Raw genomic sequence first — 12,785 nt, 5'->3', positions numbered from 1 at the left:
GATGACCGCGTTCACCATGCCCTCGCTCGGTGCGGACATGGACGAAGGGCTGCTGCGGGAGTGGCTCGTGAGTCCCGGGGACCGGGTGCTCAAAGGCGATGTCGTGGCGGTCGTGGAGACCGACAAGGCGGCCATCGAGGTCGAGTGCTTCCAGTCCGGGACGGTGGGGCGGCTGCTCGTCGAGCCGGGGACCCGGGTACCGGTGGGAACACCCCTCGCGCTGATCGAGGACCGGGCCGTGCCGGACGTGCGGGCGGACGTCTCCGGCGGCCCGGTGACGGCCGGGGCGGACAGGGCGCGGGCCGGTTCCGACGAGGCGACCGGGGAGGCCGTCCCGGACAAGGCGCCCCCGGACGCGGCGGCCGGCCAGGAGCCGGCCGCACGGCACCGGCGTCCGGCGGCTCGGAGGAAGACGGCCCGCAGGCCCGGGCGGACTCCGCGGCCCGCACACACCGCGTCCCGGGAGGAGCCGGCCGGCGAGCACGTACACGCGCCCCCTGAGCCGTCCGCCGGCGCCGATCCGGTGATCGGCGCCGGTCCGCTCGTACGGCATCTGGCCGTGATGCGCGATGTCGACCTGACGACGCTGCGCGGCACCGGCCGGGGCGGCCGGATCACACGCGCCGACGTGGAGCACGCCCCGCCGTCTCTCGCCCCGAGGGTGCGGGCCACCCCCTACGCACGGCGGCTCGCCCGGGACCTCGGCCTCGACCTGGCGGCGGTGCGGGGCACGGGTGACGGCGGAGCCGTACGGGCCGTGGACGTGCGCGCGGCCGTGCACCCCCGGGCCGGAGTGAACAGCCGCGAGCGAACCGGTCGGGGCCCGCTGACGGGCGGGAAGCGTCCGGACGCAACCGGACGGGGAGACGGGCGTCCGGAGGACCGGACGGACGCCATGCGGCGTTCCATCGCCGACCTCATGAGCCGCTCCAAGCGGGAGATCCCGCACTACTACCTGTCCACCACCATCGACCTGGCGATCGCCGAGGACTGGCTCCGCGGGATCAACCGCGCTCGTACGCCCGCCGACCGTCTCCTGCCGACGGCCCTGCTGCTCAAAGCCGCCGCCGTGGCGGCACGTGAGGTGCCCGCGCTCAACGGCTACTGGCAGAACGGCGGATTCTCCCCCGCCCCCGAGATCGGCCTGGGCCTCGCGGTCTCACTCCGGCAGGGCGGACTGCTCGCCCCGGTGATCCACCATGCCGACACGCTGCCGCCCGACGCTCTCATGGCCCGTCTGAAGGAGCTGGTAGGACGGGCCCGCCGAGGGCGGCTGCGCGGAAGCGAGATGACCGGCGCCACCCTGACTGTCACCAGCCTGGGCGACCAGGGCGTGGAGGCCGTGTTCGGGGTGATCCACCCGCCCCAGGTCGCCCTGGTGGGCTTCGGCGCGGTGGTCGAGCGGCCCTGGGCCGAGGGCGGCATGCTCGGAGTGCGTCCGGTGGTGACCGCGACTCTGGCAGCGGACCACCGGGCCACGGACGGCGCCGTGGGGGCGCGCTATCTCAGGGCTGTCGACCGACTTCTGCAGAGACCGGAGGAGCTGTGAGCCGGATGAAACCGCTGAACGACACGGAGGCCCTGTCGCTGGTCGAGGAGTCGATCACGGAGATCGTCCCCGACGCCGACTTCACTCGGGTCGAGCCGGGCGACAGGTTCCGCGATGTGCTGGAGCTGGATTCGCTCGATTTCCTCAGCCTGGTCGAGCTGCTGTCCGAGCGTGCGGGCGTCCAGATCCACGAGGACGACTACCCGGAGCTGACCACGCTGTCCGGCACCACGCGCTTTCTGGTCGAAAGGACCGGCCAGGGGTCGTGACCACCTTGGACGCGTGGCCTTGTCCGCCGCGGGCAGATCCGCCGGTCGTGGCAGCTCGGCGGCGACCTGGGCGTCCGGGGCCGGCGCTCGGCCTCATCAACCGCGCGCTGCCGCGTCACCCACCCTGTCCCCTGGCCGTCGGACACCGGAGGCGACCGCCGCGGGACCGGTCTTGAGGGCCGGTCGCCGACAGCCCGGGACCTTCGGCCCTGTGACCGGGAACGGCCGCCGTCGAATCGTGGAGACACGGACAGCAAGGAGGCGACGATGTCGCACACGGAGGAGTGGAAGGTACGTCTCGACCTCTTCGAGGACGACGACGGGACGACGAAAGCCCATCTGGTGCTCGACACCGGCACCACGGCGCTCACCGGGCGCGGTACCGCGCACTGCCATCCGGCGGACACGAACGTGCCGGAGATCGGTGACGAGCTGGCGGCAGGCAGGGCCCTGGTCGATCTGGCTCATCAGCTGCTGGAGACCGCCGAACGCGACGTCCGGGCCAACGCCGCACGGCCCGGCACCCGTCAGACGACCGGACAACCGCTCTGAAGCCCGCGATCCTCCCCCCGCAGTCGGCATTCGACACCCACCACGCCCTCCAGCCCGTTCAGGAGGCGTTCGGCGACCCAGATGAGCGAGGTGTCGTGGACGGGCCCGCGGAGCCTGACGACGCCGTCCCGCACAGACACGTGAATGGCGTGGGCGTGCTGGGGAAACAGGTAGGACACCACCGTACGGCGCGCCTCCTCCTCGATCTCCTCGTCCGACCGGAGGAAGACCCGCAGCAGGTCACCGCGGCTGACGATGCCGCGCAGTCCGTCCCCGGCGCCGACGACGGGGAGCCGTTTGACGTGGTGCACGGCCATGAGGCGCGCTGCCCGGGCCAGGGTGTCGTCGGGGCGCACCGTGACAGCGGGCGCGCTCATCACGTCCTCCGCTCTCACGCCTTCCGCCTTGGCCAGCTCGGACCGCAGCCGGATCCGTTCGCGGCGGCCGGGCCGGCGGTCCCGGAACTCCTCCTTGGGCAGCAGGTCGGCCTCGGACACCATGCCGACGACCTGCCCTTGGCCGCTCACGACCGGCACGGCACTCACGTGCCGCTCGTGCATGATCCGCACGATCTCCTTGAACGGTGCGTGGCGCCCGACGGTGACCGGGGGCGTGGTCATCACATCGCTCACGATGTGCACAGCGGTGACGGGCATGTCTCGGTCCTCGATGCAGCGGCCGGGAACCCGGCTCGGCCGCTGCCTCAAGCATCAGCATGACCCGGCGGGGCCGCAAACCGGCCGGAGAGCCGCCCCGGCCCGGGATCCGGTGGCGTGTCGCGGGGCCGGGCAGGCAGTGCGACCGTGTTCACAGGAGGACCTCGGCAGCCGGGCGAGAAGGCGGTGAAGGCAATGGAACTCCCCCTGGTCGTGGGCGTCGACGGATCGGACTCCAGCCTGGCAGCGGTCGACTGGGCCGTGGACGAGGCTGCGCGGCACGGTCTGTCCCTCCGCCTCGTGCACGCCTCCCTCTGGGAGCTGTACGAGGGAGCCCAGCCGTCCTTCAGTACCGGCCGGCCGGCCGGGGAGGTCATGGCCGACCACATCGTCGCGTCGTGCGTGGAACGGGCCCGGCGACGCGATCCTGAGATCAAGGCCTCCGGCGAGGCGCTGCCGGAGGACGCCGTGTCCGCGCTGCTGCGGACGGCGCCCGAGGCGTTCGCCCTGGTCACGGGTTCACGTGGGCGTGGCGGGATCACCGGGATGCTGCTGGGATCCGTCAGCCTCGCGGTCGCGGCCCGGGCCGCCTGCCCGGTCGTCGTCGTCCGGGGCGCGAAAGCCGGTCTGCGGGGCGCCCACGGCAGCGTGGTGGTGGGGGTGGGTGACGCGCCCGGTGACGCGGAGGCCGTACGGTTCGCCGCCCGGGAAGCCGAAGTGCGCGGCTGCGCGCTGACAGCGGTACGGGCGTAGCGCATTCCTTCGCACGAACCTGTGGACCACATGCTGATCGCCGACGACGCCGCCAGGCTGCGTGAGGAGCGCGCCTTGACCAGCCTCGAAGATGCCCTGCGTGGGGCGGCACGGAAGCACCCCCGGGTCGACGTCCGCCGCAAGGCGGTCGAGGGCACCGCCCACAGGGTCCTCCTCGAGGAATCGGCCGAAGCGGACCTGATCGTCGTCGGAGCTCAGCGCCGTCGCGGCCACTTCGGTCTGCAGCTCGGCCGGGTCGGTCACACCCTGCTGCACCACTCGCACTGCCCGGTCGCCGTCGTCCCTCAGCCGGTCTGACCCTGCCGCCGGCCACCGTGTGCTTCCCCGCGCACACCGGGCGACTCGCGCACAGGTGAGACGCGCACGCTCCTCGGTCCGTTCTCCGGTGGCTACGGACCGGGGCTGCCGCGTCGTTCCGGGCAGCGCGGCGGGGAGCCCGGCCTACCGGTGCGGAGGGTGAGGGCCAGCCAGCACGCCCAGCCGACGGGTTGCAGGGCCCAGTAGCTGACGGCGCGGTACAGGAGCGTCGCGGCGATCGCCGGGCCGGGCCGGAGACCGTACAGCACGAGCAGTGCGGACAGGCTCGTCTCCACGATGCCGAGGCTGCCCGGGGTCAGGCGCAGGCTGCCGGAGATCTGGGTGAGCACGTAGGCGAGCAGCAGGCCGCGCCAGGGCACACCGATGCCGAGCGCCCGCAGGCAGGCAGCCAGACAAGCGACGTCGAAGACCCAGTTCAGCAGAGCGAGCGCGAACGGTCGAAGCCAGGGCCGCAGGCCGGGTTGCAGACCGCGGGCCCGTGCGACGAGCCGGGCGAGTGCCTTCTGGCCTCGCTGGACACGGCGTGAGCGCGCCCCGGCACCCGTCCAGGCTCGTCCCGCCACGCGACGGAAGCCCGACAGGCGGGACGCTCCGACCGCGGCCAGGGCGATCCCCAGGACGAGCAGCGCAGCGGCCGCGGGAAACAGAACGGCCCGCAGCCCCGCAGGTCCCGCCGCCACCACGCCCGCGACGAGCAGGACGGCCAGACCCAGCACCGCCAGCCCGCCGGCCACCACCAGCACGGCGGCCGCGACCACCTGGTCCACGCCCCTGCGGCGCAGCTGCCGGAAGAGCCAGGCGGCCGCGAACGCCGCCCCTCCGGGCAGGGCCCCCGCCACGGCGTTGGCGGCCACCACGAGCGCCGTCGTGCGCCGCAGGCTCCAGCGGGTCCCGCCCGCCGCGAGCAGCCAGCGGTACAGGGCGGCGAAACACATGACCGACAGGACCTGGCACGCCACGGCGCCCGCCATGGGCAGCGGCTGCACTCCCACGATGAGGTGGTAGGCCTGGGCCAGTTCACGCCGCCGCAGGATCGCGACGAGGACCACGGCGACCGCGAGGAGCACGGCCACCGACCACCACAGGGGGCCTGGCCGCGCGGGACGTCCCTCCGCCCACCGGGCACCGCCCGTCGCTTCGGGCTCCTGCCGCCCGGACATCGGCCATCACTCCCGCCAGGCAGCGTGAGGGTTCGGATGCCGAAGGTACGCGACGACCCGGGCCGCCACGGCGCGCCTCGCCGCGACCGCCCGGCACCCCCGCCCGGTCCCCCGGACTCCTCCCCGACGCACCCGGTGGATCACGGAGGCGTCCCGTTCGCTCCCGTACCGGCCGAACTGACGGCGCGTATGCCTCCCGCCCGGTGCCGGGAGGCCGGCGCCCGGCCGGCCCGACCCGCGTTCGGTCGACCGCGTGCAATCATCGAAGAAACGACGCCGCCGTCGGGCACGGGAGTCCCGGCGGCCGCGGCGGCCGCTCCACCTGCCTCGATCAGTGCCCGCGAGTGGAGAGGTTCCGCAGCGTCATCGGTACCCCGGCCGGGAGCGGCGACCTCCTGACGTCCTACGACGTCGACCGGCCGGCCGCGGCCGGCGCGGCTCGCCGCTGAGCACGGTGCCGGGGTGCGGGCCGAGGGAGAGGGCGGATATCCGTGGAGGAACAGACACCGGCCGAGCAGGCTCTGAGCCGTTCGTACGTCACCGCTGACGGACTGCGGTTCGAGGTCGTCAGAATGTCGGTCGAGCACGGTGCGGACCGCAGCGCGACGCTGAGGTACTGGCTGACGGTGCGCCGCCCGGACCACCCGGACGAACGTTGGGCCGTCAGCCTCCCCTGGGAGGACAGGTCCTGGGCGGATGTCCTTGCCTCACCCGCGCCCCCTCCCGACCGGCTGCGCCGGCTCGTGCACCTCGTCCACGCCCATCTGGAGGAGTGGTGGGACACGAAGGCACACAACCGGCGGTCAGCGAAGATGGGACAGCGACTTGCCTGACCCGTCCCGCCCACGCGGCGCCGCTCGCCTGCCTCCGCCGAGGCCGCGTGCCCGGCGCTCCGCGGCCCGGGGCCCCGCTGATCCGGCGGGGCCCCCGGAGCTACGCCGTCGTCGGTCTCGGTCGGACGGGTGCCGGGCGCGACCGGTCGCCCACGGGTTCGAGGCGGACCACGATGCCCTTCGACGTGGGCTGGTTGCTCACGTCGGCGACGCTGTCGAGCGGCACCAGGACGTTGGTCTCGGGGTAGTAGGCGGCGGCCGAGCCCTTGGCCGCCGGGTAGGACACGACCTCGAAGTTCTCGGCCCGGCGCTCCGTGCCGTCCTCCCACACGCTCACCAGGTCCACGCGATCGCCCTGCGCGAGGCCGAGTTCGGTGAGGTCGGCCGGGTTGACGAGGATCACGTGGCGGCTGCCGTGGATGCCCCGGTAGCGGTCGTTGTCGGTGTAGGGAACGGTGTTCCACTGGTCGTGCGAGCGCAGGGTCTGCAGCAGGAGGTGACCCTCGGGGGCCCGGGGGACCACCCGCTCGTTGCAGGTGAACCGGGCCTTGCCGGTCTCGGTCCGGAAGACGCCCTCGTTGACCGGGTTGGGTAGCCGGAAGCCTCCCGGACGGGTCACCCGGGCGTTGAAGTCGTGGAAGCCCGGCACGACCCGGGAGATGCTGTCGCGGATGGTGCCGTAGTCGCCCTCGAACTCGGCCCAGGGGATGTCCACCTTGTCGCCGAGGCTCAGCCGGGCGAGCCGGCACAGGATGGCGACCTCGCTCAGCAGCGCACGCGAGGCTGGTTCGAGTCGTCCCTGGGAGGTGTGCACCTCGCTCATGGAGTCCTCGACGGTGACGAACTGCTCACCGCCGGCCTGGACGTCCCGCTCGGTGCGCCCCAGCGTCGGCAGGATCAGGGCGGTGTCGCCGCAGACGGTGTGCGAGCGGTTGAGCTTGGTGGAGATGTGGGCGGTCAGCCGGCACGAGCGCATCGCCTTCTCGGTGACCTCGCTGTCGGGCGCCGCGCGCACGAAGTTCCCGGCCAGGGCGAGGAAGACCTTGACGCGGCCCTCCAGCATCGCCTTGATCGAGTTCACCGAGTCCAGGCCGTGCGGGCGAGGCGGATCGAAGCCGAACTCCTTCCGAAGTGCGTCCAGGAAGGTGTCCGGCATCTGCTCCCAGATGCCCATGGTGCGGTCGCCCTGGACGTTGCTGTGGCCGCGCACCGGGCAGGCGCCGGTGCCGGCGCGCCCCAGATTGCCGCGCAGCATAAGGAAGTTGACGATCTCCCGGATGGTGGGTACGCCGTGCTTGTGCTGGGTGATGCCCATCGCCCAGCACACGACGACGCGTTCGCTGCGCAGGACCTCGTCCCGGACTTTCTCGATCTCCTCTCGGGTGAGCCCCGTCGCGGCGCGCACGTCGTCCCAGTCGACGGTGCGGGCGTGCCGGGCGAACTCCTCGAAACCGGAGGTGTGGGCGTCGATGAAGGCGTGGTCCAGGACGGTGCCGGGACGCGCGTCCTCCGCCTCCAGCAACAACCGGTTCAGTGCCTGGAACAGGGCGAGGTCCCCGCCCGGCTTGATGTGCAGGAAACGGTCGGCGATCTGGGTGCCCCGCCCCACGACCCCACGCGGCTTCTGCGGGTTCTTGAAGCGTCGCAGCCCCGCCTCCGGCAGCGGGTTCACCGCGACGACGCGGCCGCCGTTGCGCTTGGCCTCCTCCAGGGCCGAGAGCTGCCGCGGGTGATTGCTGCCCGGGTTCTGCCCCACCAGGAAGATCAGGTCCGCGTGGTGGAGGTCGTCGAGACTCACGGTGCCCTTGCCGACGCCGAGGGTCTCGTTCAGGGCGAAGCCGCTGGACTCGTGGCACATGTTGCTGCAGTCGGGCAGGTTGTTGGTGCCGTAGGCGCGGGCGAAGAGCTGGAGGACGAAGGCGGCCTCGTTGCCGGCCCGGCCGGAGGTGTAGAAGACCGCCTCGTCGGGCGAGTCCAGCCCCCGGAGCTGCTGCGCCAGGACGCCGAGGGCGTCGTGCCAGCCAATCGGCTCGTAGTGGTCCGACCCGGGCCGTTTGATCATCGGCTCGGTGAGCCGGCCCTGCTGGTTGAGCCACATGTCGGAGCGGGTGGCCAGATCGGACACGCTGTGCTCGCGGAAGAAGCCGGCGGTGATCCGGCGCGTCGTGGCCTCGTCGTTGATGTGCTTGGCGCCGTTCTCGCAGTACTCGTTGCGATGGCGCCGGCCCGGAGCGGGGTCCGCCCACGCGCAGCCGGGGCAGTCGACGCCGCCCACCTGGTTCATGGTGAGCAGGTCGATCCCGGTCCTGCGCGGGGAGGTCTGCTCCAGGGAGTACTCCAGCGCGTGCACGACGGCGGGAACCCCGGCCGCCCACTTCTTCGGCGGTGTCACAAAGAGGGAGGTCTCCGGCTCCTCACCGGGCGGGTTCTGCATCGCTTGGCCTTTCTCTTGCCGGGTGCGGTACGCGGGTTCAGCCGACGGGCCACTGGGCGACACGGCTCCTGGGCGGTTCCGGGGAGTCGTGCTGGACACGGCCGTTGCGGATGGTGCCGCGCCATGCGCCGCCCGCCTGGCCGAGTGCTTCGATGAAGTGCCTGAAGCTCACCAGTTCTGCGCGCAGCAGTCGCGCGCTCAGCCCCACGACCCGGGACGAGCGGGTGAGGACCTTCGCGGCTCCCCGCGGCTGGAGGAGCATCCGGACCGTGATCGCGGTGCCACCGGACTCCGTCGGCCTGAACTCGACTTCGCCCTGGTGGGTGGGGTGCTGCTCCAGGCCACGCCAGGCCAGGTACGCGTCGGGGTCCTGTTCCACGATCTCGACCGCGAAACGGTGCCGCAGGGGGCCGTAGCCGAGGGTCCACGCGGTGACGGTGGGCCTGCTCTGCTCGACGTCGCGCACCACGGCCGAGAAGCGCGGGAACGTCTTGAACTGCGTCCACTGGTCGTAGGCCGTCCGGACCGGCACCGCGACCTCGATCGTCTCCTCGACGTGCGGCTCGCGCAGGGAGCGGTGGATTGCGGCACCGCCGGCGTCGGCACGCATGCCCGGGGTGTCCGGCACGGCCTGCCCACCGTCGTCCTCGTGCGCCATCATGATCCTTCTTCCGGTGCGGGAGCCGGGCGCCGGGAGACCCGGCCCTCCCCTTGTGGGGCAGGGCATCTCTCCTGGTTCCCCGATCCCGGTGTTCGAGTCATCCGGCCGCGCGGGCGTCCCGGACGGCCCCGAGCGTGAGAAGGAGACGGTCCCGGCCCGGTCGCGGACGGCGCGCGTCGGCTGCCGGGTCCTCCCGCGCCACCACGAGGCGCGCCCGTCGGCTCGAAGCGGCCGGGGTGCCTGCCCTAGAAGCGGGTACCCGCGCCACACGGCGTCGATTGCCGGCCTGGCTCGCGGTGACAGTAACGGAGACATGAATGAACGGCCCCCCGACAGACTTCCCGCCGACGCAGAGGATGTCCGCGGAGACCGTGGGCGACCGGTACCGGCTGGGCGCCGGTATCGGGCGAGGAGGCGCCGCCGACGTCTACGAGGGCGTCGACGCCCGCCTCGGACGGCGGGTCGCCGTCAAGATCTTCCGGGCGGGAGCGGAGCCGGAGATGGAACGGCGGTTCACCGAGGAGGCCGTCCTTCTGGCGCGGCTTCAGCATCCCGGTCTGGTGACCGTCTACGACGCCGGCAGGCACCAGGGTCGCGCCTACCTCGTCATGGAGCTGGTCACGGGGCGGACGCTGCGCGAGTGCCTCGCGAGCGGGCCGCTGTCCCCACGGCGCGTCACCGAGCTGGGCGCCGCCCTCGCGCGAGCGCTCGCCCATGTGCACGACGTCGGCATCGTGCACCGCGACATCAAGCCCTCGAACGTCCTGCTGGACGCCTCCGGTGCTCCGCACCTCGCGGACTTCGGCATCGCCCGGCTGGTGAACGCCACCCACCACACCGCCTCCGACGTCCTCATAGGAACCGCCGCCTATCTCGCGCCGGAGCAGGTCATGGGCAGGGAGGTCCGGCCGGCCGCCGACGTCTACGCCCTCGGCCTGCTCCTGCTCGAATGCCTGAAAGGGGAGCTGGAGTACGCGGGGACCCCGCTGGAAGCGGCTGTGGCACGCGTGCACAGGTCGCCCGTCGTGCCGGACGCGGTACCGCCCGGTCTGGCCCGTCTGCTGCGCGCCATGACGGCTCTGGACGAGGCGACGCGGCCCGACGCCCCGAGTTGCGCCCAGGAGCTGTCCGCCCTGTGCGCCGCGCCCTCGCACGCCGTACCGGCCGCCGCGCTGTCCTCGGTGGCCCCCGTCACCCACTCCGCGCGGGCGGACGACGAGACGCACGGCGGGGGCCGGGCACGGCACACCGGCGGTCCGGGACAGGCGCGCCGCCTCGCGGTCGGCGCCGCCCTGACCGCGCTGTCGGCGGCTCTGGGAGCCACCCTCGCCGTGACCCTGGGCACCGGCGCGCACGGCGACGAACGCGCCGGCTCAGGCTCCCCCACCTCCGAACTGGCCGAGCCGCCCTCCGGCTCCCCCAAGGCGTCGAGGAGCGCCGCCGCGGCCCCGGACACGCGGCGGCCCGAGTCGGGTTCGGCGTCCGAGCCGTCACGTTCCGCGACTACCGCCACCACCTCGGCCGCGGTCGGCGGGACAGCCGTGACCCGAGCCGAGGCCCCGGCAGCCGCCCGCCGGACGCCGCCCCGTGCGGCGAAGGGCGGCGACGCTCCCAAGCACCACGCCCCGGGTCACGGGAAGAAGGCCAAGGCTGCCCCTGCCCACGCCGGGCCCGGCGGCGCGCCGAAGCCGGCCGGACCCGGCGGCCCCCCGGACAAGGCAGCGCGGAAGCACCACGGCTGACCTGCCGCGCGGGGCGCGGCCACGTCACCGGTACTCGCCTGCGGCCATCCCTGGTAGCCCCGTCGGTGGGGGCGGGAGGTGCGGTCAGCGGGTGCGGTCAGGGGCGGAATGCGGGGCGTGCGGGAGGTGCTTTCGGTCCGCGCGGGACGCATACCCACGCGACGGCCGCCGCGGTCAGGTAGGCGAGGGCGCCGGCTGCCATGCTGGTGCGAAGTCCGGTGCCGTAGTCGGCGCCGGTGGCCAGCAGGCTTCCGCCGAGGGCCACGCCGGTCGCGCTGCCGATCTGGCGGGCGGTGTTGAACAGGGCGGAGGCGGCCCCCGCGTACTCCTGGGACGCGGCCCCCATCACCGTGGCGGTGGAGCCGGTGAGCGCGAAGGACGTACCGAACCCGACGGCCATCATCGGGGCCACCAGCAGGGGGTAGGCCGGGTCCGTGCCCGCCGCCGCCCAGCCGGCCAGCCCGAGCGAGCCGAGGATCATGCCGGAGACCACCAGTGGACGGTGACCGGTGCGGCGGGCGAGCCGTCCGGACAGGACGGAGGCGAACATCGTCATCGCCACGGCAGGGAACAGTGCCAGTCCGGTCCTGAGGGCGCCGAAGCCGCGCTGGTGCTGGAAGTCCAGGCTGGCGGTGAACACCATGCCGTAGAAGCCGAAGTTGAACAGCAGTCCGATGACGGCACCGCCGGCCATCCTGCGGGAGCCGAGCAGGCGCGGCGGGAGGCCGGGGGAACGGGCGACCCGCTCGCGCCACACGAACGCCGCGACGGCGGGCACGACCAGGCCCAGCCCGGCGAGCACGAGGGGATCCGACCAGCCTCGCCGGCCGGCTTCGTTCAGCGCGCCGGTCAGCAGGGCCACCGCCACCACCACGGCACACTGCGCCGGCCAGTCCAGGGACCGGACCGAGTGACGTGGCGAGGGCGCCACGTGCCGCCACGTCAGAAACAGGCAGGCGACGCCGACGGGCAGGTTGATCAGGAAGACCCAGCGCCAGCCCAGGGTGGACACCAGCAGCCCGCCCAGCAGCGGCCCGGCGGAGGCCGCGACACCCGCCATCGACCCCCACAGACCGAAAGCCCGTGAACGTGCGGCGGGCAGCGGGTACGCCTCCTGGAGCAGGGCGAGCGAGCCGGGGACGATCAGCGCCGCACCGAGCCCTTCCACCAGCCGGGCCGCGACGAGGAAGGCGGCGTTCGGCGCGAACGCGCAGGCGGCCGAGGCCACCGTGAACACCCGGACGCCCGCTGTGAAGACGCGGCGGTTGCCCAGGCGGTCGCCCAGCGCGCCACCGGTCATCAGGAATCCGGCGAAGACCAGGGTGTACCCGTCCGTGATCCACTGGATGCCGGTGAGCGAGGCCGGCAGCTCCCGGCCCACCACGGGCACGGCGACGTTGATGACCGTGACGTCCAGGATGACCATGAAGTATCCCGTGCACACGGCAAGCAGTGGCACCACGGACCGCCGCACGGCCGGCGGTACTCCGGGGGGCCCGGACGTGCCGCCACCGGTCGACTCCGCGAAGGGCACGTGACCGGCTCCGTTCTCTTCTCGGGAATCCGGTCGGCCATCATGCCAAGAGGATCACGGGCACCGTGCCAGGACGCGCCCGGGCCACCGCCGGTCGGTCCCGGCTCACCGTTCCTGCCTCCGCCGGCTGGTCCGGTTCCGGCCGGGGACCCGGACGCATCCGCACCGTCGCCCCGGCCACGACGGCGGAGGCGCGTGGCGGCCTCCCGGGGCCCGCCGCTGTGGCGTAGCTTCTTCGTCGGAACCACGGTGACGTCCCGGTGTTCGACCCTGGTCCTGAGTGACCTTCTGACTCGGCAGGCG

General features: G+C 73.3%; 10 protein-coding genes and 1 pseudogene. 6 read left to right on the top strand and 5 right to left on the bottom strand.

The window, feature by feature from the left end; all coding sequences use genetic code 11:
- Position 1 precedes the first annotated feature (1 nt).
- The 3 genes from ACWCV3_RS10180 to ACWCV3_RS10170 all read left to right on the top strand — a co-directional run bounded on the left by ACWCV3_RS10180 (position 2) and on the right by ACWCV3_RS10170 (position 2,370).
- Positions 2-1,549 (top strand): dihydrolipoamide acetyltransferase family protein, encoded by a 1,548-nt coding sequence (locus ACWCV3_RS10180; protein WP_451221182.1) that lies wholly within the window; start codon positions 2-4, stop codon positions 1,547-1,549.
- Positions 1,550-1,554: 5 nt separating this feature from the next.
- Positions 1,555-1,818, top strand: a complete 264-nt coding sequence (locus ACWCV3_RS10175; RefSeq protein WP_451221179.1) for an acyl carrier protein — start codon at positions 1,555-1,557, stop codon at positions 1,816-1,818.
- 267 nt (positions 1,819-2,085) lie between these two features.
- Positions 2,086-2,370 carry a DUF1876 domain-containing protein gene (locus tag ACWCV3_RS10170; RefSeq protein WP_451221176.1) on the top strand — a complete coding sequence of 95 codons (285 nt, stop codon included), beginning with the start codon at positions 2,086-2,088 and terminating at the stop codon, positions 2,368-2,370.
- Here the strand turns inward: ACWCV3_RS10170 and ACWCV3_RS10165 are convergent.
- On the bottom strand, positions 2,346-3,026 hold the full coding sequence (locus ACWCV3_RS10165) for a CBS domain-containing protein (protein WP_451221173.1): 681 nt from the start codon (positions 3,024-3,026) through the stop codon (positions 2,346-2,348). The two genes, ACWCV3_RS10170 and ACWCV3_RS10165, sit on opposite strands and share 25 nt — an antisense overlap.
- Positions 3,027-3,221: 195 nt before the next feature.
- Here ACWCV3_RS10165 and ACWCV3_RS10160 point away from each other — a divergent pair.
- Positions 3,222-4,097, top strand: a pseudogene (locus tag ACWCV3_RS10160) (universal stress protein).
- Positions 4,098-4,189: 92 nt separating this feature from the next.
- Here ACWCV3_RS10160 and ACWCV3_RS10155 read toward each other — a convergent pair.
- Entirely contained in the window at positions 4,190-5,278 is a 1,089-nt protein-coding gene (locus ACWCV3_RS10155) for a lysylphosphatidylglycerol synthase transmembrane domain-containing protein (RefSeq protein WP_451221170.1), read from the bottom strand.
- Positions 5,279-5,769: 491 nt separating this feature from the next.
- Here ACWCV3_RS10155 and ACWCV3_RS10150 point away from each other — a divergent pair, with 491 nt between their 5' ends.
- Positions 5,770-6,111, top strand: coding sequence for a hypothetical protein (locus tag ACWCV3_RS10150; RefSeq protein WP_451221167.1), 342 nt, complete (start codon positions 5,770-5,772; stop codon positions 6,109-6,111).
- Positions 6,112-6,211: 100 nt separating this feature from the next.
- Here the strand turns inward: ACWCV3_RS10150 and ACWCV3_RS10145 are convergent, their stop codons facing one another.
- Both ACWCV3_RS10145 and ACWCV3_RS10140 read right to left on the bottom strand, forming a co-directional pair.
- Complete coding sequence (locus ACWCV3_RS10145) at positions 6,212-8,545, bottom strand: FdhF/YdeP family oxidoreductase (RefSeq protein ID WP_451221164.1); 2,334 nt, start codon at positions 8,543-8,545, stop codon at positions 6,212-6,214.
- Between the two features lie 37 nt (positions 8,546-8,582).
- Positions 8,583-9,203 carry an SRPBCC family protein gene (locus tag ACWCV3_RS10140; RefSeq protein ID WP_451221503.1) on the bottom strand — a complete coding sequence of 207 codons (621 nt, stop codon included), beginning with the start codon at positions 9,201-9,203 and terminating at the stop codon, positions 8,583-8,585.
- Between the two features lie 320 nt (positions 9,204-9,523).
- Between ACWCV3_RS10140 and ACWCV3_RS10135 the strand changes: the two genes are divergently transcribed.
- Positions 9,524-10,948, top strand: coding sequence for a protein kinase domain-containing protein (locus ACWCV3_RS10135; RefSeq protein ID WP_451221161.1), 1,425 nt, complete (start codon positions 9,524-9,526; stop codon positions 10,946-10,948).
- 97 nt (positions 10,949-11,045) lie between these two features.
- Here the strand turns inward: ACWCV3_RS10135 and ACWCV3_RS10130 are convergent, their stop codons facing one another.
- On the bottom strand, positions 11,046-12,410 hold the full coding sequence (locus ACWCV3_RS10130; protein ID WP_451221500.1) for an MFS transporter: 1,365 nt from the start codon (positions 12,408-12,410) through the stop codon (positions 11,046-11,048).
- Positions 12,411-12,785: the final 375 nt, after the last annotated feature.

The sequence above is a fragment of the Streptomyces sp. NPDC001781 genome (assembly GCF_053596035.1).
The sequence above is the reverse complement of the archived record's forward strand: the minus strand, read 5'-3'. Positions and strand labels throughout refer to the sequence as shown.

Bases quoted from the DNA above. Each gene is read 5' to 3' on its own strand.
- ACWCV3_RS10170 (WP_451221176.1), top strand. From the start codon at position 2,086: ATGTCGCACACGGAGGAGTGGAAGGTACGTCTCGACCTCTTCGAGGAC.
- ACWCV3_RS10175 (WP_451221179.1), top strand. From the start codon at position 1,555: ATGAAACCGCTGAACGACACGGAGGCCCTGTCGCTGGTCGAGGAGTCG.
- ACWCV3_RS10165 (WP_451221173.1), bottom strand. From the start codon at position 3,026: ATGCCCGTCACCGCTGTGCACATCGTGAGCGATGTGATGACCACGCCC.
- ACWCV3_RS10180 (WP_451221182.1), top strand. From the start codon at position 2: ATGACCGCGTTCACCATGCCCTCGCTCGGTGCGGACATGGACGAAGGG.
- ACWCV3_RS10135 (WP_451221161.1), top strand. From the start codon at position 9,524: ATGAACGGCCCCCCGACAGACTTCCCGCCGACGCAGAGGATGTCCGCG.
- ACWCV3_RS10145 (WP_451221164.1), bottom strand. From the start codon at position 8,545: ATGCAGAACCCGCCCGGTGAGGAGCCGGAGACCTCCCTCTTTGTGACA.
- ACWCV3_RS10155 (WP_451221170.1), bottom strand. From the start codon at position 5,278: ATGTCCGGGCGGCAGGAGCCCGAAGCGACGGGCGGTGCCCGGTGGGCG.
- ACWCV3_RS10140 (WP_451221503.1), bottom strand. From the start codon at position 9,203: ATGGCGCACGAGGACGACGGTGGGCAGGCCGTGCCGGACACCCCGGGC.